Here is a 26,806-nt window from a genome sequence, read left to right on the forward strand (position 1 = left end):
AGCAAACACGATCTGGAGTTCCACCGATGGCCGACAACGACGAGCTACGCCGGTATCTGAAGAAGACCGCGAAGGAGCTCTACGAGACCAAACAACAACTGCGTGTGCTCACCGACCGGTCGCGGGAACCGATCGCGATCGTCGGTATGGCTTGCCGATATCCCGGTGGTGTGCGCTCCCCGGAAGATCTGTGGCGCATGACGGCGGACGGTGTGGATGCCATCGGGGACTACCCGACCGATCGAGGGTGGGACCTGGAACGGCTGTTCGACCCGGATCCGGATGCGCCGGGCAGCATTTACACCCGTGACGGTGGATTCCTCGACGCCATAGGCGATTTCGATGCGGCCTTCTTCGCGATCGGCCCGCGTGAGGCCGCGGCGATGGATCCGCAACAGCGCCTGATGTTGGAGGCGTCTTGGCAGGGGTTGGAGGACGCGGGTATCGACCCGGTGTCGTTGCGCGGCAGCGACACCGGCGTCTTCGCCGGCGTCATCCATCAGAACTACGGTCCCCGCATCGGCTCGCCGAATATCACCGCCGAGACCGAAGGCCATGCCTACCTGGGCGTTTCGAACGCTGTGCTGTCCGGGCGGATCGCGTACACGTTCGGCTTCAAGGGCCCGGCCATCTCGGTCGACACCGCCTGCTCGTCGTCGCTGGTGGCGTTGCATCTGGCGTGCCAGGCACTGCGGCAGGGTGATACGTCGCTGGCGTTGGCGGGTGGGGTGACCGTCATGTCGGATCCGTCTCTGCTGATCGCGTTCGCGCGTCAGCGGGCGTTGTCACCCGATGCGCGCTGCAAGGCATTCGCGGCCGCTGCCGACGGAACCGGTTTCTCCGAGGGGCTCGGAGTGCTGGTGTTGGAGCGGTTGTCGGATGCACAGCGGCTCGGTCACACCGTGCTGGCGGTGGTGCGTGGCAGTGCTGTCAATCAGGATGGTGCGAGCAACGGCTTGACCGCACCGAACGGTCCGTCACAGGAACGAGTGATCGCGGCCGCGCTGGCGAACGCGGGCCTGGACCCGTCGGATATCGACGCGGTAGAGGCGCACGGCACCGGCACGATGCTCGGGGATCCGATCGAGGCGCGGGCACTGATCAGCGCGTATGGCGCGCGGCGCGACAGCGCGCCGTTGCGTTTGGGATCGTTGAAGTCGAATGTCGGTCACACCTCGGCTGCCGCCGGGGTGGGCGGCGTGATCAAGATGGTTCAGGCCATGCGGTACGGCGTGCTGCCGAAGACGTTGCACGTGGATGCGCCCACCCCGCATGTGGATTGGTCCGCGGGTACGGTGCGGCTACTGCAGGACAGCGAGCCGTGGCCGGTGGGGGACCGGATCCGGCGAGCCGGGGTGTCGTCGTTCGGAGCCAGTGGTACCAACGCCCACCTCATACTCGAGGAAGCACCCGCCCATCCGGTCACCGTGGCGTCCGCGGACGGGCCCGAGCTGGCACCGGCCGCGAAACCCATTGTGGCCGATGTCGTTCCGTTGTTGATATCGGCCAAATCCGAGGAAGCCCTCCGTGCTCAGGCGGATCGACTGCGGCAGTGGTTGATCGACGATCCCGACGCCGATATATGGGATGTGGCGTATTCCTCGGCGACGTCGCGGGCGCAGTTGGATCGGCGCGGTGCGGTCGTGGGGCGTAACCGGGACGACCTGCTGGCGGGGCTGGCCGATATGGCCGCGGGTTCGCACGGCACGATCGAAGGGAATGCCGGTTCTGATAGGACCGCCTTCCTGTTCACGGGTCAGGGTGCGCAGCGGGTCGGTATGGGCGCGGACCTGTATCGGGCGTTCCCGGTGTTCGCGGCTGCGCTGGACGAGGTGTGCGCGCAGGTCGATCCGCTGTTGGAGCAGGCCAACCCGTCTCCGGACCACCACCCCTCGAGGAGCTCCGCGCTGTCCTTGAAGGACCTGATGTTCGCCGACGCCGATGGTGTGTTGGATCGGACCGAATTCACCCAACCGGCATTGTTCACGTTCGAGGTGGCGTTGTTCCGGTTGATCGAATCATTCGGTGTCACACCGGATCTGCTGATCGGGCATTCGATCGGTGAGTTGGCGGCGGCGTATGTGGCGGGGGTGTGGTCGCTCGCGGATGCGTGTGCGCTGGTGGTGTCGCGGGGCCGGTTGATGGGGGCCTTGCCGGTGGGCGGCGCGATGGTCGCGGTGGCGATCGGTGAGGCACGAGCTATTGATGTCGTCGCCGATTTCGCCGACCGGGTGTCGATCGCGGCGGTGAACGGTCCTTCGTCGACGGTGTTGTCCGGGGACGTCGATGCCATCGGTGAGATCGAGCGGCTGCTGTCCGGCGCGGGCGTGAAGACGAATCGATTGCGGGTCGGTCACGCGTTCCACTCGGCGCGGATGGATCCCATATTGGCCGAGTTCCGCTCTGTCGCTGAAGGATTGACGTATCGGGAGCCGTCGTTGCCGATCGTGTCGAACGTTTCGGCGGCCGTGGTCGCTGCCGAGCTGACCGATCCCGGGTACTGGGTCGAGCAGCTGCGGGGGTGTGTCCGGTTCGCACCGGGGATCGACGTTCTGGTCGAGGCAGGTGTGCGACGGTTCGTCGAGGTGGGCCCCGATGCGGTGTTGGCGGCAATGACGCGTGGCTGTCTGGCCGAGAACGCGGCGGTCGAGTCGGTGTCGTCGGTGGCGGCGGCTTCGCGGCGGTCGGTCGATGAGGTGCAGCAGTTCGTTACGTCCTTGGCACAGGTTCATGTCGCGGGTGCGCGGGTGGACTGGCGTTCGTGGTTCGCGGGTCGGGCGGCGCGTCGGATTCCGTTGCCTACCTACGCCTTCCAACATCGCCGTTTCTGGTTGTCGGGCGCCGTCGACGCGTCGCCGCCGTCGACGGATCATCCGATCCTGACGGGTGTGGTCGGATTGGCGGGTACCGACGAATGGTTGTTGACCGGCCGGTTCTCGTTGCGTACTCATCCGTGGATCGCCGATCACATGACCTACGGCGTGGTGGTTGTGCCGAGCGCGACGTTCATCGAGTTCCTTCTCGTCGCGGGCCGTCGGATCGGTTGCGGGGTCGTGGAGGAGCTCACCTTGCAGGCGCCGATTCTGCCGACCGCGGACGACGAGGTCGAGTTGCAGGTGCTGGTGCAGGCGGCGGACGAGTCCGGGCGGCGCCCGTTCGAGTTCTATTTCCGCACGTCCTCCGATGCCGAATGGATCCATAACGCCACCGGTGCACTGGGGGCCCGGTGGGATGGTGATTCGGCGTTGTTGTCGCGGCTGCGGGAGGAGCAATGGCCGCCCGTCGATACCGAGGTCGTGGACAGTGCGGCGCTTCCGGAGCGGATCGCGAAGCTGGCCGGGCTCGAGTACGGTCCGGCGTTCGTCGGTGTGCGTGCCGCGTGGCAACGCGACGACATGGTTTTCTCTGAGATCGTCTTGGACACCGATGCGGCGCCGGAGCCGGGACGGTACGACCTGCACCCCGCCCTGCTGGATATGGTCATGCACGCGGGATTCTCCGGGTTGCTGTGGCGCGATGCGGATTCCGATCCCGATACCGGCAGGTTGCTGTTCCGGTGGGGTGGTGCCCGTTTCCACGAGTCGGCAACCGATGGCGGGCAGTGGCCGGCCGAGGTGACCTCGCTTCGGGTCATCGCGGCGGCGACCGGAGCCGAGACCGTGTCGGTCGCGGCGCTCGATCCGGACGGCAATCCGGTCGTGTCGGTCGACGCGGTGGTGATGCGTCCATATGACGTGAAGGAATTCCGGAGCAGTCTCGTCGGTGACGAGGCGGGCCTGTACCAGGTGCGCTGGGAGCCCACCGCGGAATCGGTTGCGGGAGTGAGCCGACCCGCACCGTCCCTGGCGGTACTCGGGGATACGACAGTGGCGGGGATCGACACGGAATACGCGACGGTCGCCGATGTCGTTGCGGCCGAGGGTGTTCCCGATGTGGTGGTGTGGCGGGCAACCGAGTCCTTCGTGGCAGGTTCGGCCGTCGGTGGTCCGGAATCGGTGCGGATCAGGGTGCACGACGCGTTGGCGACGGTGCAGTCCCTGCTCGCCGAGGACCGGCTGTCCGATGTTCGGTTGGTCGTGGTGACGACAGGCGCGGTGGGATTGCCCGATGAGGCTCCGGATCCGGCCGCGGCGGCGGTGTGGGGATTGGTGCGCAGTGCGCAGTCGGAGCATCCGCAACGGTTCGTCCTCGTGGACGCGGATCCGGCCCGGCCGCTCGATGCGGAACGTATTGCGGCGGTATTGATTTCGGGCGAGCCGCAGGCGGCGGTCCGTGGTGCGGAGATTCTCGTTCCTCGGATGGTGCGCGCGTCCGCTTCCGACGATACGGAGATGCGGCCGTCGTTCGGGGACGGGACCGTGCTGATCACGGGCGGTACGGGTGGGCTGGGTGCGTTGTTCGCCCGTCATCTCGTTGCCGAGCACGGTGTGCGCAGTCTGGTATTGACCTCGCGCCGGGGACCCGAAGCGCCCGGTGCCGAGGAACTGGTTGCCGAATTGGCACAGGCCGGGGCCGAGGTTCGGGTCGTCGCATGCGATGTCGCCGACCGCGTCGCGGTGCGGAACCTGCTGGCGACGATCGATCCCGACACCGGACTGACCGCTGTCGTGCACACCGCGGGAATTCTGGACGACGGCACCGTCGAGTCGCTGACCGCTGACCAGGTGGATCGGGTGCTGGCGCCGAAGGTCGACGGGGCATGGCATCTGGACGAGCTGACTCGTGATCTGAATCTGTCCGCGTTCGTGGTGTTCTCGTCGATCGCGATGGTGCTGGGGTCGTCGGGGCAGGGCAACTATGCTGCGGCGAACGGTTTCCTGGACGCGTTGGCGCAGCGGCGGCGGGCCGCGGGGGCGGCCGCCACGTCGCTGGCGTGGGGGCCGTGGAACCAGGGCAGCGGTATGACCGGCGGCTTGAACCGCGCTGCCCTCGCGCGGTGGGATCGCTTGGGTCTCGGCCCGCTCGAAAGTGTCGAGGGGACAGGTCTTTTCGACGAAGCGCTCGCTCACTCGGATGCGCGTCTGGCTCCGATCCGGTTCGACGCGAGTATCTTGCGGCGCGAGTCCGATGTCGACGCGGTTCCGGCGGTGCTGCGCGGATTCGTGCCGCGTTCGACTCGCCCGACGCAACAGGCGGCGGTCGCCGCGGCGGCGGGCTCGCTGGCCGCCCGGTTGGCGGGTGTGCCGCAAGCGCGGCGTGGCGAGGTGGTGCTGGAGGTCGTGCTCGCACAGGCGGCGGCGGTGCTTGGGCACAATTCGGCCGCCGACATTCGTCTCGACCAGCGCTTCGACGAGATCGGATTCGATTCGCTGGGTGGCGTGGAGTTCCGGAACAGGCTCGGCAAGGCCACCGGCCTGCAATTGCCGTCGACGCTGGTGTTCGATCATCCGACCCCGGCGGCGGTGGCGAAGCTGGTGCAATCGCGCGTCGAGCCGACGGTGGGCGAACCCGTCAAGAAGGCTGTTCGCCGAGTCCGGGCGGACGAGCCGATTGCGATCGTGGGTATGGCCTGCCAGTTCCCCGGCGGCGTCGAATCACCGGACCAGCTGTGGGATCTCGTTGCGTCCGGAACCGATGCGACCGGCGATTTCCCGTCGGATCGGGGCTGGGATCTGGAGCGGCTGTTCGATGCGAATCCGGACAAGCCCGGTACCGTCTACACCCGGCGCGGCGGATTCCTCTACAACGCCGGTGATTTCGACCCGGGATTCTTCGGGATCGGTCCACGGGAGGCGTCCGCGATGGACCCGCAGCAACGTCTGCTGTTGGAGGTGTCCTGGGAGGCTCTGGAGGACGCGCGCATCGATCCGACGTCGTTGCGGGGCAGCGACACCGGGGTGTACGTCGGAGCGGGCTACTCGGGCTACATCGATCGGGTGGCCGGTGATCTGGAGGGCTACCGGCTCACCGGCACCACGAGCAGCGTGATGTCGGGACGGGTGGCCTACGTCCTCGGTCTCGAAGGCCCGGCGGTCACCGTGGACACCGCATGCTCGTCGTCGCTGGTCTCGCTGCACCTGGCCTGCCAAGCGCTGCGCCAGGGGGAGAGCTCGCTGGCGCTGGCGAGCGGCGTCACGGTCGCGGCCAGTCCTTACCTCTACGTCGATTTCGCGCGGCAGCGCGGTCTCTCGCCCGATGGACGTTGTAAGGCGTTCTCCGCGGCGGCAGATGGCGTCGCCTTCTCCGAGGGCGTCGGTGTACTGGTGCTCGAGCGGCTCTCCGACGCCCGGCGCCTGGGCCACAACGTCCTCGCCCTCGTGCGCGGCACAGCGGTGAACCAGGACGGGGCGAGCAACGGCTTGACCGCGCCGAACGGTCCGGCACAGGAGCGGGTGATCGCGGCGGCGTTGGCGAATGCCGGACTCGAGCCGTCGGATATCGACGCGGTGGAGGCGCACGGCACCGGGACGACGCTGGGTGATCCGATCGAAGCCCAGGCGCTGATCGCGGCGTATGGGCGCGACCGTGCGCAACGACCGCTGCGGATCGGATCGATCAAGTCGAATATCGGCCACACCGTGGCCGCGGCAGGTGTCGGTGGCGTGATCAAGATGGTGCAAGCGCTGCGCCACGAAACCCTGCCGAAGACACTGCATGCGGACGAGCCGAGCCCACACGTGGACTGGTCCGCGGGCGATGTCCAGCTGTTGACCGAGGCCCAGCCGTGGCCGGCCGGCGGACGGGTCCGTCGAGCGGGCGTGTCGTCGTTCGGTGTCAGCGGCACCAACGCACACGCGATCCTCGAGGAAGCGCCCGCCCCACCGCCGGTCGTCGCGCCACCGGCTACCGACCGTCCACGCACGGGGGTGCCTTGGCTGGTCTCGGCCAAGAATGAGACCGCCCTGCGGGCGCAGGCGGCGAAGCTGCAGAAGTGGCTGATCGATCACCCCGACGCCGATCCGGCGGATGTGGCGTATTCGCTCGCGACGACACGTGCGCAGCATGAGTCGCGGGCGGCGGTCCTCGGCGGTGATCGCGACGAACTGCTCGCGCGGCTGGCGCAGCTGGTCGCCGGATCCCCCTCGGCCGGAGTGGTTTCCGGCACGGTGGGCGCCGGGAAGACCGCCTTCCTGTTCAGCGGTCAGGGCGCGCAGCGGGTCGGTATGGGCGCGGGTCTGTCCGATGCCTTCCCGGTATTCGCCGCGGCGTTGGACGAGGTGTGTGCCCATTTCGATCCGCTGCTGGGATGTTCCCTGAAGCAGGCGATGTTCACCGGACACCTGATCGACGATCAGGGAGTCGCCGCGGAGACCGGGATCCTGGATCGGACACGATTGACCCAGCCCGCGCTGTTCGCGTTCGAAGTGGCGCTGTATCGGCTGTTGGATTCGTTCGGAGTTGTCCCGGATGTGTTGATCGGGCACTCGATCGGTGAACTGGCGGCAGCGTATGTAGCCGGTGTGTGGTCACTGGAGGACGCCTGCGAGCTGGTCGCGGCGCGCGGGCGGTTGATGGATGCGCTGCCGACGGGCGGTGCGATGCTCGCGGTCGCCGCGTCCGCAGCCGAAGTCGATGCGATGATCGCCGGATTCGGTGATCGGGTGTCGGTGGCGGCGGTGAATTCGCCGGTGGCCGTGGTGGTCTCGGGTGATGAGGATGCCGTCGACGAGATCGGTCGGCTGTTCGCCGATCGGGGTCGCAAGACGAGCCGATTGCGGGTGTCGCATGCGTTCCATTCCCAGCGAATGGAGCCGATGCTGGCCGAGTTCGAGACCCTGGTTGCGGCAGTAACCTTCAATGCCCCACGGATTCCGTTGGTGTCCAACATTTCTGGCCAGATGGCCGGCGAGGAGATCCTGAATCCGGGGTACTGGGTGTCGCAGGTGCGCGCCGCGGTGCGTTTCGCGCCCGGTGTCGAGACGCTGGTGGCCTCGGGCGTACGCCGGTTCCTCGAAGTCGGACCCGACGCGGTGCTGGCGGCGATGACGCGGCAGACACTTGCAGAGGATGTCGAGGCTCGATCGGTGGTTGCCGCGGCGGCTCGTCGGGATCACGACGAGGTCGAACAGGTCCTGACGATGCTCGGCCACGCGCATATCGCCGGAGTGGCTGTCGACTGGAAGCAGCTGTTCACCGCCCGCCGGACCTCACCAGTCGCCTTGCCCACCTATGCCTTCGAACATCGGCGGTACTGGCTCGAACCCAGCCTCGGGGAGCCCCGGCATGCATCGGAACACCCGCTGCTCACCGATGTGGTGCGAGTGGCCGACCGCGACGAATGGCTGTTCACGGGGCGGCTTTCGCTACGCACCCATCCATGGATCGCCGACCACACCACCTATGGTGTGGTGCTCGTCCCGAGCGCTGCGCTCATGGAGATGCTGCTGGTCGCGGGTCGGCGGATCGGCTGCGACGCCGTGGATGAGCTGACCCTCGAGGCGCCGATCCTCCCGCCGGCGGACGGCGATGTCGAACTGCAAGTACTGGTGCGGGAACCGGATTCGTCGGGACGACGACCGTTCACGTTCCACTACCGCCTCACCGGCGACGCCGCCGACAGTGAGTGGACGCGCAACGCCAGTGGCGTGTTGAGCGGTCAACAACTGATCGACATCGGACTCGTGGACATGCTGCGAAACGAGCCGTGGCCGCCGGTCGACGCCGAATCGGTGGACCCCGACTGGATTCCGGCCCAGGTGGCGCGGGTCGCCGGACTGGAATACGGTGCATCGTTCATCGGCCTCGACGCCGCGTGGCGCCGTGGCGACACCATCTTCTCCGAGGTCACGCTGAACCCGGAGATCCCGGCCGAGCGGTTCCAGCTGCATCCGGCGCTGTTCGATATGGCGCTACATGCCGGACTTGTCTGTTTGATCTGGTCCGACGAGAAGAGCGATCCTGCTGAGGGCAAACTCTTGTTCCGGTGGGGCGCAACGCAATTCCACACCACGGCCGAGGTCACGACGTTGCGGGTGATGGCCATCCAGCGCAGCGGTGAGACGATCAGTGTCGTCGCCGTCGACCAGGACGGAAATCCGGTGGTTTCCGTCGACGAAGTGGTCATGCGCTCCTACGACGTCCAGCAATTCGGCGCCACGCTGTCGGGTGGACGTGCGGCCCGGTACGGGTTGCGCTGGGCGGCGGTCGGGACGTCCGAGGGACTCACCCCGACCGGGAGCACAGCCGTGCTCGGAACCGCGCAGGTGCCCGGAATCGACGAGCGGTATCCGGATCTGGCGGCACTCGCTTCGGCGCCGACCGTCCCGGACGTTGTCGTCTGGTCCGAAGCCCCTGCACTGCAAGCTGATTCGCAATCGACCGCGAGTCATCGGGTGAAGGCCGCCCTGCACACGGTCAACGGCTGGCTGGCCGACGAGCGATTCGCACGGTCGCAGCTGGTTGTGCTGACCCGACGTGCGGCAGCCGTGCCCGATGAGGCGCCGGATACCGCATCGGCTGCGATATGGGGACTGATACGCAGCGCTCAGACCGAATATCCGGAGCGGATCGTGCTGCTCGACGCAGACGAACCCGATGGTGCACAGCATATTTCGGCCGAGGCGATCCGAGCCGCGATCACGACCGGAGAGCCGCAGCTGGCGGTGCGGGGCGACCGCGTCCTGGCGCCGCGGCTGGAGGCGGTGACATCCGCTGCGGTCGAGAAGGTTTCGTTCGGGTCCGGGACCGTGCTGATCACCGGCGGGACCGGGGGACTGGGCGCGCTGCTGGCCCGGCACCTGGTCACCGCGCACGGTGTGCGACGGCTACTGCTGGTATCTCGCCGTGGCGAGCGTGCCGACGGCGCAATGGAACTCGCGGCGGAGCTGTCCGGATTGGGCGCCGAGGCGCGGATCGCCGCCTATGATGTCTCCGACCGCGACGCGCTCGCAGATCTGCTGTCGGGCATTCCCGCGGAGCACCCACTCACCGGTGTCGTGCACACCGCGGGTGTGCTCGACGACGGCACGTTCCACACGCTCGCCGATGACCAGGTCGATCGGGTGTTCGCTCCCAAGGCCGAGGCGGCGTGGTATCTGCACGAGCTCACTCGCGATATGAATCTGTCCGCGTTCGTGATGTTCTCGTCGATTGCCGCAATGATCGGTTCACCGGGGCAAGCGAATTACGCTGCCGCGAACAGCTTCCTGGATGCCCTCGCGATGCAACGCCGCGCCGAAGGACTACCGGCACTCGCACTCGCCTGGGGTCCTTGGCAGCAGGACATCGGTATGACCGGCGTGCTGGATCGCTCCGCCATGGGCCGATTGGACCGAATGGGTCTGGCCCCGCTCGAGCGCACCGACGGCTTGCGGTTGTTCGACGAATCGCTGACCACGGCGGAACCGGTGTCAGCGCTGTTGCACCTGGATACCGACAAACTGCGCCTGGAAGCCCGTACCGGTCCGGTCCCGGCGGTGCTGCGCGGGTTCGTTCACACACGTGGTCGGTCGGCCACGACATCGAGTGGTGAACCCTCGCTCGGGGAGCGTCTGCACGGTGTGGCGGAGGCGAAGCGGCGTGGGGTCGTCCTGGATCTGGTGCGCGAACATGTGGCTGCGGTGCTGGGTTACGGGTCGGTCGACGACATCGGACCCGATCGCGGCTTCGACGAACTCGGCTTCGATTCCCTTGGCGGAGTCGAGTTCCGGAACCGGCTGTCGAAGGTGACGGGGCTGTCGCTGCCCTCGACCCTGGTATTCGACTACCCCACCGCGGGCGATATCGCCGACTACTTGCTGGCGCAGACCGTGGTGACGGCACCGACGCAACCCACATCGACGGTGCCCGACGACATCGCGCGGCTCGAGGTCCTGCTCGAGCGGATTATCGCGGGCGGCAGCGACAACGACGACACCGTCGCCGGATTGCGGGGTGTCAACGAGCGCCTGCGCAGCTTCCTGGGCGACAAGTGGTCGGACAGTGAATACGACGATCTCGAATTCCATTCCGACAGTGAACTTTTGGATCTGATCGACGAGGAGTTTGGTCCAGCATGAGCAACCCCGGCACCAGCAACGAGGAACGGCTCAGCCGGTATCTGCGCAAGCTCACCGGAGATCTCCGCGCCGCCAAGAAGCACATCCAGCACCTGGAAGACCGTGCCGGCGAACCGATCGCGATCGTCGGTATGAGCTGTCGCTACCCGGGCGGCGTCGAAACTCCGGCGCAGCTGTGGGAGTTGGTCGCCTCCAGCACCGACGCCGTCGGTCCGTTTCCGACGGACCGAGGCTGGGACCTCGAGCGTCTGTTCGATACCGATCCGGATAAGCCGGGGACCATCTACACCCGGGAAGGCGGATTCCTGGATGCGGCAGGCGATTTCGATCCGGGATTCTTCGGCATAGGTCCGCGCGAGGCCGCATCGATGGATCCGCAGCAGCGCCTGTTCTTGGAAGCGGCCTGGGAGGCATTGGAAGACGCCGGTATCGATCCGGCGTCGCTGCGCGGCGGCGACACCGGTGTATTCGCCGGCGTGATCCACCAGGACTACGGCCCCCGCGTGGGCTCGCCGGGCCTGAGCGCCGAATCGGAAGGCCATGCCTACCCGGGTGTTTCGGCCAGCGTCCTGTCCGGGCGCGTCTCCTTCATCTTCGGTTTCAAAGGCCCGGCGATCTCGGTGGACACCGCGTGCTCGTCGTCGCTGGTCGCCCTGCACCTCGCCTGTCAGTCATTGCGCCAGGGCGAGACCTCGCTCGCCCTGGTCGGCGGCGTCACCGTGATGCCCGACCCCACCCTGCTGATCGCATTCGGCCGGCAGCGGGCGCTGTCCCCCGATGCGCGGTGCAAGGCCTTCGCGGCAGCGGCGAACGGAACGGGATTCTCCGAGGGCCTCGGCATGCTCGCGGTCGAGCGGTTGTCGGACGCACGCCGTCACGGCCACCAGGTCCTCGCGGTCATCCGCGGCAGCGCGGTCAACCAGGACGGCGCCAGCAACCGGCTGACCGCCCCGAACGGTCCTTCGCAGGAGAAGGTGATCGCGGCGGCCCTCGCCAATGCCGGTCTGACGCCCGCCGACGTCGATGCGGTCGAAGCGCACGGCACCGGCACCAGCCTCGGCGACCCGATCGAGGCGCAGGCGCTGATCGCCGCCTACGGTCGCGATCGCGCCGGAGATCCGCTGCGTATCGGCTCGCTCAAGTCGAATATCGGACACACCTCCGCCGCGGCCGGTGTCGGTGGCGTGATCAAGATGGTGCAGGCGATGCGGCACGAAACGCTGCCCGCGACACTGCATGTCGATGCGCCGACCCCGCATGTGGACTGGTCGGCATCGGTGCGGCTACTCACCACGGCGGAACCGTGGCCGGCGGGCGAGCGGGTGCGTCGCGCTGGCGTGTCCTCCTTCGGCGCCAGCGGCACCAACGCGCACGTGATTCTGGAGGAGGCCCCCGCTCTGGAGCAGGCCCCTGCCGACCCGGAGGACGATGCCGCCGACGGTGGCGCGAAGGCAGTGGCGTCCGGTGTCTCCCCATGGCTGCTCTCGGCGAAAACCGAGGACGGCCTGCGTGCGCAGGCGGCCAAACTGCTGACATGGGTGACCGAAAACCCCGACCTGACAATCGATGACATCGGCTATTCGCTCTCGACGACCCGCGCCCGGCTGGACTGGCGGGGCGCGGTCGTGGCCGACGAGCGGGACACGATGCTCGCCGGACTGGCAGCGCTGGCCGAACACGGATCGGCGAGCTCCGCCCATGGCGTGGCGACGGGGCGGGCGGTCACACGTAAGGCAGCCTTCCTGTGCACCGGACAGGGTGCGCAGCGGGTCGGGATGGGAGGTGAACTGTACGAGGCGTTCCCGGTGTTCGCCGCCGCGCTGGACGAGATCTGCGAGCAGTTCGATCCACTACTGGGCGGTTCGCTCAAACGGTTGATGTTCACCGGTCAGCTGGTCGATGGTGGCCCTGCTGATGCCACTGTGCTGAACCGGACAGAGTTCACCCAGCCCGCGCTGTTCGCATACGAAGTCGCGCTGTGCCGACTCTTGGACTCGTTCGGCGTGACACCCGATGTCCTGGCCGGACATTCGGTCGGTGAGCTGGCCGCCGCGTATATCGCTGGTCTGTGGTCGCTGCCGGACGCCTGCCGGCTGGTCGCAGCCCGTGGTCGCCTCATGGGGCAGCTGCCCGAAGGCGGCGCGATGCTGGCCATCGCGGCGAGCGAGCGCGAGGTATCCGACGCGCTCGTCGACGACAAGCACCGAGTGTCCATCGCTGCGGTGAATTCTCCTGCAGCCGTTGTGGTTTCCGGTGACGAGGACGCGGTGGCGGCGCTCGAGCAGTGGTTCGCCGACCGCGGGCGGAAGACATCGCGGTTGACGGTGTCGCACGCATTCCATTCCCACCGGATGGATCCGATGCTGGCCGAGTTCGAATCTGTCGCACGGGATGTGACCTACCATCGCCCGCAGATTCCACTGGTATCGAATCTCTCCGGCCGGATTGCCGGCGATGAAGTGCTCGAACCCGCCTACTGGGTGCAGCAGGTGCGGGCGAGCGTTCAGTTCGCTCGGGGCGTAGACACTCTGGTGGCCTCGGGTGTGCGCCGATTCCTGGAAATCGGTCCGGATGCGGTGCTGACGGCAATGACCCGGCAATGCTTGCCCGAAGATATCGAATCGCAGTCGACGGTGGTCGCCGGGGCACGTCGCGGGCGGGCCGAGGTCGAGCAGTTGGTGAACTGCTTGGCGCACGCGTACACGGTCGGCGTCGATGTCGACTGGAGGGTGTTCTTCGCTGCCCGCTCGGTCTCGCGAGTGTCGTTGCCCACCTACGCTTTCCAGCGCCGTCGCTACTGGCTCGAGCCCGCTGCCGGCACCGCTGGTGTCGAATCCGTGGGATTGGGTGCGGTGGACCATCCGTTGCTGGGCGCGGTGGTGTCGGTACCGGAATCCGGTGGTGTGCTGTTGACCGGCCGGTTGTCGGTGGCGACACAGCCTTGGCTGGCCGACCACGCGGTTGCCGGGACGGTGTTGTTGCCGGGGACCGGGTTCGTGGAGTTGGCGTTGCGCGCCGGCGCCGTTGCCGGATGCCCGGTGATCGAGGAACTGACGCTGCACGCGCCACTGGTACTGCCCGCGACAGGCGGTGTGCAGATCCAGGTCGTCGTCGGCGGGCCCGAACCTGAGTTCTCGCAACGGCCGATATCGATCTACTCCCGCGGTGAACACGACCGCGACGCCGAGTGGGTACTGAACGCGCGGGGCCTGCTGACCACCCGAGACGATACGACCGAATCCGAACCAGAGGCATGGCCGCCGGCCGCGGCGACCGGTATCGATGTCGCGGCCGCGTACACGGGCCTGCTGGCGCGTGGCTACGACTACGGTCCGGCTTTCCAGGGTGTGCGGGCGTTGTGGCGACGCGGCGAGGAGGTGTTCGCCGAGATCGCCGCCGATGCCGACACTGGGGTGCGAGCCGAAGGATTCGGGATCCACCCGGCACTGCTGGATGCTGCCCTGCAGGCGGGACTGCTGGCCGGTGTGCTCGAAAGTGATGCGGGACAGGCGGAATCACCGTTCACGGTGCCGGCGGGGCAGGTGGTGTTGCCGTTCTCGTGGGAATCGGTGTCGCTGCATGCGGCCGACGCGTCGGTGCTGCGTGTGCGCCTGACCGCGACCGGATCGTCGGTGTCGGTGTGGGCGGCCGATGAGCAGGGACAACCGGTGCTGTCGGGATCGGTGACGACCCGGCCGATGCCACGGGAGCAGCTTGCCGCTGCCGCCGCGGGGACACGCGACGCGGCCGACTCGGTTCTCGAACTGGTGTGGTCACCGGCCGCATCCGAGTCCGCGGTGGTGGATGCGGGCGTGGGGTGGTGGGACCGGTTGGATCCGGAGTCACCGGTACCCCCGGTGGTGGTGCTCGAGGCCGGGTCCGGGTGGAACGAACATATGGGCACCGATGTGGTGACCGCTACCCATACCGAGGTCGCACGGATCCTCGCGGTGGTGCAGGCGTGGCTGGATCAGGATCGGTTCGCTTCGAGCACCCTGCTGATCGCCACGCGCGGCGCGGTCGCGCTGCCCGGTGCAGACCTCACCGACCTCGCGGGTGCCGCAGTCTGGGGCCTGGTGCGTACTGCGCAGACGGAGGATCCGGGTCGAATCGTCGTGGTCGATGCGGACACTGGCATCGACGAGCAATTCGCAGCTGCCGTGATGGCTGTGGACGAACCCCAGGTGGTCGTGCGCGCCGGCGTCACCTACACCGCTCGACTCACCCGCCCCACAACCGCGGCGTCTTCGGTGACGGGCGCTGATGCTTGCGCCTTCGGCGCGGGGACGGTGCTGATCACCGGCGGCACCGGCGGTTTGGGTGCGGTGGTGGCCCGGCACGTGGTGGCCGAGCACGGCGTGCGGTCGTTGCTGCTGGTGAGCCGCAGCGGTCCGCGGGCCGAAGGCGTGGCATCGCTCTGCGCCGAGCTGGAGCAATGGGGTGCACAGGTGCGGGTGGTGGCCTGCGACGTCACCGACGCCGACGCGGTGGCCGGGTTGCCGGCCGAAGTACCCGCGCAGTATCCGTTGACGGGCGTGATCCACGCCGCGGGCGTGCTCGACGACGGGATCATCGCGTCGTTGACCGCACCGCGGGTGGACGCGGTCCTGGCGCCGAAGGTGGACGCCGCCTGGCATCTGCACGAGGCGACCGCGGATCTGAATCTGGCTGCGTTCGTGGTGTTCTCGTCGGTGTCGGGCACGATCGGCGGACCCGGACAGGCCAACTACGCGGCCGCGAACACCTTCCTCGACGGTCTGGTGGCCCACCGTCGAGCACGAGGCTTGGCCGGCCAGTCGCTGGCGTGGGGTCCGTGGGCACGCTCGAGCGGTATGACCGGAAACCTGGGTGAGACCGATGTGGCCCGGATGAGCCGCGGCGGATTCACCGCGCTGCCGGATGAGCAGGCGTTGGCCGGCTGGAATGCGGTACTCGAACGAGGCGCGGCACATGCGGTGATCGCCGCGGTGGACATCGCCGCGATCCGCGCGCTGGCCGAGGCCGGACTCCTGCCTGCGCTGCTGCGGGAACTGGCACCGACAGTGGCCCGGCGCCCGGCGGCGACCTCGGCGGTGGTGTCGGGTCTGCAGCAACGGCTGGCCGGTCTGGACGCCGATCGGCAGCGGCAGGCGGTACTCGATACCGTGCGCACCCACAGCGCGGCCGTACTCGGTCATGACGGTGCGTCCGCGATCGATCCCGATCGCGCGTTCCAGGACCTGGGTTTCGATTCCCTGAGCGCGGTCGAGCTGCGCAACCGGCTCAAAACCGCCATCGGCCTGTCACTGCCGGCCGCGGTGGTCTTCGACTACCCGACACCCAGCGCGCTGGCCGAATACCTGACCGACGAGCTGATCGGCACCGCGCGGGACGTCGAGGTCACCGCCAGCAGAGCTGTCGACGACGAGCCGATCGCGATCGTCGGCATGGCATGCCGGTACCCGGGTGATGTCAGCTCGCCCGAGGATCTCTGGAAGTTGGTCTTCGACGGGATCGACGCGACATCGGAGTTCCCGGTCAATCGTGGGTGGGATACCGAACGGATTTACGATCCCACCGGCGAGACACCGAACAGCACATACACCCGCGAGGGTGGATTCCTGCACTCCGCAGGTGAATTCGATCCGGCGTTCTTCGGGATCAGTCCCAACGAAGCGGCATTGATGGATCCACAGCAGTTCCTGCTGCTGGAGACCTCATGGGAGGCGTTGGAGCGGGCGGGTATCGATCCGGCGGTGCTGCGTGGCAGTTCGACCGGGGTCTTCGCGGGCATGATGTACCACGACTACCCGGTCAACGCGAACTCGGGATCCATTGCCTCGGGCCGGGTTTCGTATGTATTCGGCCTGGAAGGGCCGTCGGTCACGGTGGATACGGCGTGTTCGTCGTCGCTGGTCGCTCTGCATCTGGCCGGGCAGTCGCTGCGGTCGGGGGAGTCCGATCTGGCGTTGGCCGGTGGTGTGGCGGTGATGGCTACGCCGGAGACCTTTGTGGAATTCAGTCGCCAGCGGGGGTTGTCCCCGGATGGGCGGAGTAAATCCTTCGCCGATGCCGCCGATGGTGTCGCCTGGTCCGAGGGTGCCGGTGTGCTGGTGTTGGAGCGGTTGTCCGACGCTCAGCGCAACGGTCATCAGGTTGTGGCGGTGATCGCGGGTTCGGCGGTGAATCAGGATGGTGCGTCGAACGGTTTGACCGCGCCGAATGGTCCGTCGCAGCGCCGGGTGATCCGTCAAGCCCTGGCCAATGCCGGGGTCTCGCCGGACGCGGTCGATGTCGTGGAAGCCCATGGCACCGGTACCACTTTGGGTGATCCGATCGAGGCGCAGGCGTTGCTGGCGACCTACGGTCAGGATCGGGATGCGGATCGTCCGTTGTGGTTGGGATCGTTGAAATCCAACATCGGTCACTCCCAAGCCGCCGCGGGTGTGGGTGGCGTGATCAAGATGGTCATGGCGATGCAGCACGGTCTGCTGCCCCGAACACTGCATGTGGATCGGCCCTCCACGAAGGTTGATTGGTCCGAAGGCCATGTGCGGTTGTTGACCGAGTCGGTGCCGTGGCCGGAGGTGGATCGGCCGCGTCGTGCCGGTGTGTCCTCGTTCGGTATCAGTGGAACCAACGCGCACGTCATCATCGAGCAGGCCCCGATCGTGGAATCTGCCCAGGCGTCGGCGGTCGACACCGTTCCGGCGGGCGGGTTGCTGCCGTGGGTGGTTTCGGCGCGCAATCGTGAGGCGCTTACCGCTCAGGCTGGGCGGCTGGCCTCGGCTGTGGCCGATCATGGCCTGGATCCGGTGGATGTCGGATTCTCGCTGGTGTCCACGCGCAGTGTGTTCGAGCATCGCGCTGTTGTCTCGGCCGATAACCGTGATGGTCTGCTCGCGGGAGCGCGGGCGCTGGCCGAGGGTGTGCCGGCACCGGGTGTGGTGACCGGCCGCGCGGTGTCCGGGTCGACAGGGCTGGTGTTCTCCGGTCAGGGTGCGCAGTGGGCGGGTATGGCTACTGAGTTGCGCGCGGCGTATCCGGTGTTCGCCGCGCATTTCGACACGATCGTTGCGCAGCTGGACCCGCTTCTGGGACAGCCGATTTCGCTGAGTGTGGCCTTGGCCGACGATGATTCGGTCGATGCGACGGTGTTCGCGCAGGCGGGGTTGTTCGCGTTCGAGGTGGCGCTGTTCCGCCTGCTGGAGTCGTGGGGTGTCCGGCCCGATGTGGTGGCCGGTCACTCGATCGGCGAGATCGCCGCGGCGTATGTCGCGGGAGTGATGTCGCTGGCGGATGCGTGTGTGCTGGTGGCGGCGCGTGGCCGGTTGATGCAGGCGCTGCCTGCCGGTGGAGCGATGGTCGCTGTCGGTGCGTCGGAAGCCGACGTGCTGCCGTTGCTGGCCGGCGGGGTGTCGATCGCGGCGATCAACGGTCCGGCGTCGGTGGTGCTCTCCGGTGTCGAAGACGCGGTCCTGGCTGTGGTGGACACGTGCGTCGAACGTGGTTGGCGCACGCATCGTTTGCGGGTCTCCCACGCCTTCCACTCGGCGTTGATGGAGCCCATGCTGGCCGAATTCGCCACGGCGATCCAGGGTCTGGAATTCACCCGCCCCAGCATTGCGCTGGTGTCCACGGTGACCGGTGCCCAGGTCGTCGACGAGATGACCGATCCGGCGTACTGGGTCGGTCAGGTCCGCGAGACCGTCCGTTTCGCCGATGCGGTGGTCACGGCTGGTGGTTTGGGCGTGGCCCGGTTCGCCGAGGTCGGCCCCGACGCGGTGTTGACCCCGATGGTCGCGCAGATCGTGGATGGTGCGGCTGCGGCCGCTGCGGTGGTGGCGTTGGCGCGTCGAGACCATGCCGATGTGTCCACCGTGCTGAGCGGGGTGGCCGGGTTGTTCGTGGCCGGTGCCGAGGTGGACTGGACCGGTCTCTACGCCGGAGCTCAGCGAATCGGCTTGCCTACCTACGCCTTCCAGCATGAACGGTTCTGGCTCGATGCCCGGCAGATATTGGCGCAGTCGTGGCTCGGTGCCGAACTGGGCGCAGTGACCGCTGTCGGGCTCGATGCGGTGGACCATCCCTTGCTCGGTGCTGTTGTGCCGCACCCGGAGTCGGGTGGGGTGAGCTTCACCGGCCGTTGGTCGGTGGACTCGGTGCAATGGTTGGCCGACCACAGCGTGCACGGAGTCGTATTGCTGCCGGGTACCGGATTCGTCGAGCTGGCCAGCTATGTCGGCGGTCTGCTGGGCTGCGCGGTGGTGGACGAGCTCGTCCTGCACACCGCGTTGACGTTGCCCGCCGAAGGCAGTGTCGCGGTACAGGTCGTGGTGGCCGCTGCCGACGAGGCCGGTCGCCGACGACTGACTGTCCATTCTCGACAGGCCGCAGCGGGTCCGTGGTCGCTCCACGCCGAGGGCGTGCTCGCCCCGGGTGACGTGGTGGCTGACTTCGATCTGACTTCGTGGCCTCCGGTTGGGGCGCAGCCGTTGCCCGTTGACAGTGCCTATGACGAGTTGCTCGAACTCGGATATGGGTATGGCCCGTTCTTCCAGGGCTTGCAGGCGGCATGGCGTCGTGGCGATGAATTGTTCGCCGAGGTCGCCCTACCGGACCCGCGGGCGGCCGAGGGCTTCGGGATCCATCCCGCATTGTTCGACTCGGCCCTGCACGCCGGGATCATTCATGGTCGTCGCAGCGACAGTGGTTCCGCGGTACTGCCTTTCGCCTGGAACCGTGTGGTCGTGCACTCGGCCGGCGCTGCCGCCGTGCGGGTACGGAGCGTCCCCGAAGGCGACAACTTCGCCGTGCAGATAGCCGATGACCAGGGCCGAGCGGTGCTGTCGGTGGGCGCGCTGGTGTCTCGGCCCGTATCGGCCGAGCGCCTGGGCGCGGACCGGGTGTCGGATGCCCTCTTCGGCGTGGAATGGGTCACCGTTGCGCCGTCGTCGGCGGCCAGCGTCGAGCCCGGCCGGGTGGCGGTACTCGGCTCCGGTCGTGATCTCGCGGCGTTGATCTCCGATCTGGATGCGGCCGAGGAGTCGGTCGTTCCTGACATCGTGCTGCTCGAGTGCCGGCTCCACGACGGTCCGCCGACAGCGGCGGCCCGGCAGAGCCTGACCGATGTGCTCGACACCGTCCAGGGTTGGCTGGCGGAAAGCCGTTTCGCCGGTTCCCGTTTGGTGGTACTCACCGAACGAGCTGTGGCCGTCGCGGATTCCGAGCAGGTGCGCTTGGATCAGGCGCCGGTGTGGGGTCTCCTGCGCGCGGCGCAGGCGGAACACCCGGATCGATTCCAGCTACTGGATCTGGATGCGGACGGCGACCCGTTCGCTGTCGCGACGGCGGTGGCAGCCGCTGCTGGGGAACCGGAGGCCGCGCTGCGCGGCACGACCGTGCTCGTACCGCGTCTGACCCGCCACGCACCGGGCGCGATCGTTCGGCTGACCGAGCCGGGCACCGTCCTGGTCACCGGTGGTACCGGTGGTCTGGGTGCGGTGATTGCTCGCCATCTGGTGACCGAACATGGTGTGGGGCACCTGCTTGTGACGTCTCGGCGCGGCCTGGACGCTCCCGGCGCTGCCGACCTACGCGATGAGCTCGTAGAGCTCGGTGCCGAAGTCACCATTGCCGCATGTGATGTGTCCGATCGGGACGCACTGGCCGCGCTGCTGCACGGTATCTCCGACGAGCATCCGCTGGTGGGTGTGGTGCACGCGGCCGGAATCGCGGACAACGGTGTGATCGAGTCGATGACGGCGGACCGGATCGGTAATGTGTTCCGGCCCAAGGCCGATGCCGCGTGGCATCTGCACGAGCTCACGCGCGAGCACTCGCTGTCACTGTTCGTGCTGCTGTCCTCGGCGGGTGGGCTCGTGCTGGCTGCTGGTCAAGCCAACTACGCCGCGGCGAATGTCTTCCTCGACGCCCTCGCGGCGCATCGTCGCAGTCTGGGATTGCCTGCGACCTCGATCGATTACGGCATGTGGGCGCGATCGAGCGGCCTTGGCACGGAGCTGTCCGAGGATGACTTCGATCGGATGCGCAGGCAGGGCTTCCCGCCGCTGACCGAGGCCGAGGGCCTGACACTGTTCGATGCGGCGATCGCCACCGATACCGCCCAGTTGGTCGCGCTGCGGGTCGATCCGGCGGTGCTTCGAACCCGCAACGAGCAGATCCCGGCTCTCGTCCGCGCGATCGCGCCGGCCCCTGTACGCCGGCACAGCCGGACCCCGGCGGGTCAGGCGTTCGTGCAGAAGCTGGCGGGCCTGGCGGAGGCCGATCGTGCCAGTGCTCTGGTCGAGCTCGTCCGCTCGGTGGCCGCTGGCATCCTCGGACATGCCTCCATCGATGCCGTTGAACCCCAGCAGGCTTTCCAGCAGCTCGGGTTCGACTCGTTGAGCGCCATCGAGTTCCGCAACAAACTCAACACCGCGACCGGTCTGCAATTGCCGGCCACGCTCATCTTCGACTACCCCAACCCGCAGATCGTCGCCGACTTCATCGGCTCGCAACTCACCGGCACCGAAGCTGTCGAAGAGCTCGCGGTCAGTCGGGTCCGAGCCGACGACGAGCCGATCGCGGTGGTGGCGATGGCCTGCCGCTATCCAGGTGGGGTCGCATCGCCGGAGGATCTGTGGAGTCTGGTCGTTTCGGGCGTTGATACCACCGGGGAGATGCCGGTGGATCGAGGCTGGGACATCGAGGGCATCTACGATCCCGAACCCGGTAAGGCGGGCAAGACCTATACGCGCAGCGGTGGGTTCTTGTACTCCGCAGCCGATTTCGACGCGGACTTCTTCGGGATCAGTCCCAACGAGTCCGCGGTGATGGATCCGCAGCAGCGGTTGCTGTTGGAGGTTTCCTGGGAGGCGCTGGAACGCGCCGGCATGGATCCGGCGGCGTTGCGTGGCAGCTCGACCGGGGTGTTCACCGGTCTCATGTACCACGACTACGCCCAAGCAACCGGGACCGGTAGCGGCGCCGCAGGCAGTTTGGTCTCGGGTCGGGTGTCGTATGTGTTCGGTCTGGAAGGGCCGTCGGTCACGGTGGATACGGCGTGTTCGTCGTCGCTGGTGGCACTGCATCTGGCCGGGCAGTCGCTGCGGTCGGGAGAGTGCGATCTGGCATTGGCCGGTGGCGTGGCGGTGATGGCGACGCCGGATATGTTCCTGGAATTCGGACGGCAGCGGGGCCTGTCGCCGGACGGGCGGTGCAAGTCGTTCGCCGATGCGGCCGATGGGGTCGGCTGGTCCGAGGGCGCCGGTGTGTTGGTGCTGGAGCGGTTGTCCGATGCCCGCCGCAACGGTCATCAGGTGCTGGCGGTGCTTGCCGGTTCGGCGGTGAATCAGGATGGCGCGTCCAACGGTTTCACCGCGCCGAATGGTCCGTCGCAGCAACGGGTGATCCGGCAGGCGTTGGCGAACGCCGGGCTGTCGCCGGTCGAGGTGGATGCGGTGGAAGCCCACGGCACCGGTACCACTTTGGGTGATCCGATCGAGGCGCAAGCGCTTTTGGCCACTTACGGGCAGGACCGTGATGCGGGTCGGCCGTTGTGGTTGGGGTCGTTGAAGTCGAATATCGGTCATGCTCAGGCTGCGGCGGGTGTGGGTGGTGTGATCAAGATGGTGATGGCGATGCGCCACGGTGTGTTGCCCCGAACGCTGCATGTCGATCAGCCCAGCACCAAGGTTGATTGGTCCGAGGGGCATGTGCGGTTGTTGACCGAATCGGTGGCGTGGCCGGAGGCGGATCGTCCGCGTCGTGCTGGTGTTTCGTCGTTCGGTATCAGTGGCACGAATGCTCACCTCATCGTGGAGCAGGCACCGGTGACCGTGCCGGTAGTGGAACAGGCTCCGGTGGCGAATTCGGTGCCGGCAATGTTGCCGTGGATGCTCTCGGCACGCAGTGGTGACGCTCTGGCCGGTCAAGCTGTGCGCCTGGAATCGTATGTGGGCGAACACGACTCGATCGCTATCGGCTTCTCGTTGGCGTCGACACGTGCTGTGTTCGAGCATCGGGCTGTTGTGGTGGCGGACAACCATGATCGTCTGCTCGCGGGCGTGCGTGCGGTGGCTGCTGGTGTGCCGGTACCGGGTGTGGTGTCCGGTCGTGTGGTGTCGGGTTCGACGGGTGTGGTGTTTTCGGGTCAGGGTGCGCAGTGGGCGGGTATGGCTGTCGAGCTTCGTGCCTATCCGGTGTTCGCTGCGGCTTTCGATGCGATTGTCGCTGAGTTGGATCCGTTGCTGGGGCAGCAGGTTTCGTTGAGTGCCGCTTTGGTGAGCGAGGATCTGGTCGACCAGACGGTGTTTGCGCAGGCGGGGTTGTTCGCGTTCGAGGTGGCGTTGTTCCGGCTGCTCGAATCCTGGGGTGTGCGTGCCGACGTCGTGGCGGGTCATTCGATCGGTGAGGTGGCTGCCGCGCATGTGGCCGGGGTCTTGTCGCTGGCGGATGCGTGTGTGTTGGTGGCTGCGCGTGGCCGGTTGATGCAGGGGTTGCCTGCTGGTGGGGCGATGGTTGCTGTGGGTGCGTCGGAGAGCGACGTGCTGGCGTTGTTGGTGGCTGGTGGGGTGTCGATCGCGGCGATCAATGGTCCGTCGTCGGTGGTGTTGTCCGGTGTCGAGGACGCGGTTCTGGCTGTTGTCGAGGCGTGTACCGAGCGTGGTTGGCGCACACACCGGTTGCGTGTGTCGCATGCTTTTCATTCGGTGTTGATGGAGCCGATGCTGGCTGAATTCGCTTCGGCGATTGAGGGTTTGGCGTTCGGTCGTCCGAGTGTCGCGTTGGTGTCGACGGTGACCGGTGGCCGGGTGACCGATGAGATGTCGGATCCGTCGTATTGGGTGGGTCAGGTTCGGGAGACGGTGCGGTTCGCTGATGCGGTGACCGCGATGGCGGGTCTGGGTGTGTCGAGGTTCGCCGAGGTCGGGCCCGATGCGGTGCTGACCCCGATGGTCGATCAGATCGTGGATGCCGGGCAGGCGGCTGCGACTTCTACGGTGGTGGCGCTGGCGCGTCGAGACCGGGCCGATGCGTTCACTCTGTTGAGCGGGGTGGCCGGGTTGTTCGTCTCCGGTGTCGACCTCGACTGGGCCGCTCTGTACGCCGGTACCGGGGCCCAGCGAATCGACTTGCCCACCTACGCATTCCAGCGTCGGCGTTATTGGATGCTCGACGGGTCTGCCGGTAGTGGTGATGCCCGGGCGATGGGTCTCGTCGCTACCGGGCACCCTCTGGTTTCGGTGGTGGTATCACAACCGGACACCGGTGCGGTGATCCTGACCGGTCGCCTGTCGGTGCAGACGCATCCTTGGTTGGCCGATCACATGGTGCTGGGCACCGTGCTGTTCCCTGGTACCGGTTTGGTCGAACTCGCCCTACACGCCGGGGAGCAGGTGGGCTGTTCGACTCTGGAGGACTTGGTCCTGCAGGCTCCGCTGGTGCTGTCGGAGTTCGGCGGGGTTGCGGTGCGCATTGGGGTCGGTGCCGAGGACGAGACGGGGCGTCGCGCGGTGCGGATCTTCTCCTGCCCCGACGATGACATCGATTCGACGCCGTCGTGGACACTGAACGCCGAAGGCGTGCTCGCGCCGGATGACGTGGTGGCTGCTGTCGACCTCGCCTCGTGGCCTCCGGCCGGTGCGCAGCCGTTGGACATCGACGGTGTCTATGACGAGCTGCTCGATGCCGGCTATGGGTACGGTCCCCTCTTCCAGGGTTTGCAGGCGGCATGGCAGCGCGGCAATGAATTGTTCGCCGAGGTCGCGCTACCGGACCCGCAGGACGCCGCGGGTTTCGGGATCCATCCGGCGCTGCTCGATGCCGCTATGCATGCGCTGCGGTTGGCCGGCTACCTGCCTTCGGAGGGAACCGGACTCGCGTTGCCGTTCGAGTGGTCCGGTGTCACTGTGCACGCGGCGGGGGCCAGCGCGTTGCGCGTTCGGCTGACCCGCGTCGGCGACCACGCTGTGGCTGTGGATCTGGCAGATCCGACCGGGGCCGCGGTAGCGACGGTGCGGCATTTGGCTTCCCGGCCAATCGATCCCGCGCAGCTCACGGCTGGCGCATCGACTGTCACCAATGCGCTGTTCCAGGTCGACTGGACACCGATCTCGATATCCGAGGCCGAGGTCAGCGCAGTGTCGTGGGCGGATCTCGGTGACGAGGTTCCGGCCGCGGTGGTGTTGGACTGCCCGGCGGGTAATGAGCCCGCCGCTGTTCGCGCTGCGACTCACGATGTGCTGCACGTGCTGCAGTCCTGGATCGCCGATCGTCGGTTCAGTGAATCCGTGCTGGTGGTTCGGACCAGTGGTGCGGTATCGGTTGCCGGGGAGGACATTCCGAATCTGGCCGGTGCTGCCGTGTGTGGTCTGGTTCGTTCGGCACAGGGGGAACACCCCGGCCGGATCGTGTTGATAGACACCGATTCTGAACTCGACGGGCTGCTCGGCGGGATTCTGGCCGCCGAGGAACCGCAGGTGGCCGTGCGTCGCGGGCAGGTACACAGTGCGCGCCTCGCCCGAGCGGCTTCGGCGACCACTTCGGCGCTCAGCTCCTCGTTCGGTCCGGACGAAACTGTCCTGATCACCGGTGCCAGCGGCTTCCTCGGTGGATTGTTCGCGCGGCACCTGGTCAACGCCAACGGTGCCCGTCACTTGCTGTTGCTGAGCAGGCGCGGTGAGTCCGCTCCCGGCTCCACTGAGCTGCGGGCGGAGTTGCAGCGTCTCGGTGCGGAGGTCGAGTTCGTCGCCTGCGATGTCGCCGACCGTGGCGCGCTCGCCGAGGTATTGGCCGATGTCCCAGCGAGTCGTCCACTCAGCGGTGTTTTCCACACGGCCGGTGTGCTCGACGATGCGGCCATCGCTTCGCTTACCCCGGACCGGATGGACGTGGTGTTGCGGCCCAAGGTCGATGCCGCCCTGCATCTGCACGAACTGACCGCCGATCTGCCGTTGACGGCGTTCGTGCTGTTCAGTTCGGCGGCCGGTGCGTTCGGCAACCCTGGTCAGGGCAACTATGCCGCGGCCAACGCCTGCTTGGACGCTTTGGCGGTGCACCGCAGGGCATCCGGGCGCTCCGGACAATCTCTTGCGTGGGGTCTGTGGAGCATGGACGGGGGTATGGCCGCGGAACTCAGCGACGTCGACCGGCACCGCATGTCTCGGTCGGGCATGCTGCCGCTGTCGGAAGAACAGGGCTTGGCGTTGTTCGCCGCCGCCGCCCAGATCGATACGGCGGCTCCCATCCTCGCCCGTCTCGATCTGGAGAGCCTCCGCAGCGCAGGATTCGCCGCGGCACTGCTTTCCGGTCTGATCCCTGCTCGCCGCAAGACAGCCTCGGATGCACCCACGGCGCTCCGTGCTCGTTTGGCGAACACTCCTGACAGCGAACGCCTCGGTGTGCTGGTCGACATCGTTCGTGCTCAGGTCGCGGCGGTTCTGGGTCATCAGAACGCGAATGCGGTCGCAGCCGACAGAGCCTTCAACGAGTTGGGCTTCGATTCGATCACCGCTATCGAGTTCCGTAACGCCCTCAAAACCGTTACGGGCCTGCGGTTGCCGGCGACTCTGGTGTTCGATTACCCGTCACCGCAGGCTTTGGCCGAATACCTGGCCGAGGAGTTCACCGACCACCACGACGCTGACCAGTCGACAGATCAATCAGAAAACGACATTCGTAGAGCCCTCCAGACCATCCCCCTCACCCGTCTCCGCGAGACGGGCCTGCTGGATGCACTCATGAAGCTCACACAGGGGCAGGAAAGCCACAGCGAGATTGATCAGAGCATCACGGATGAATCGATCGACGAGCTCGATATCGATGACTTGATCGATATGGCCTACAACAACTCATCAGAAGACTGACGGCGGAAGAGCTAGAACAAT

The 26,806-nt window shown here is 67.1% G+C and carries 2 protein-coding genes; both read left to right on the forward strand.

Annotated elements, in window-relative coordinates; translation table 11 throughout:
* Positions 1-26 precede the first annotated feature (26 nt).
* Positions 27-10,937, forward strand: coding sequence for a type I polyketide synthase (locus ACQP1G_RS08830; RefSeq protein ID WP_433200626.1), 10,911 nt, complete (start codon positions 27-29; stop codon positions 10,935-10,937).
* On the forward strand, positions 10,934-26,785 hold the full coding sequence (locus ACQP1G_RS08835) for a type I polyketide synthase (RefSeq protein ID WP_433200629.1): 15,852 nt from the start codon (positions 10,934-10,936) through the stop codon (positions 26,783-26,785). The genes ACQP1G_RS08830 and ACQP1G_RS08835 overlap by 4 nt, the downstream gene beginning before the upstream one ends.
* Positions 26,786-26,806 lie beyond the last annotated feature (21 nt).

The organism is Nocardia sp. CA-107356 (genome assembly GCF_050946365.1).
GTDB lineage: Bacteria > Actinomycetota > Actinomycetes > Mycobacteriales > Mycobacteriaceae > Nocardia.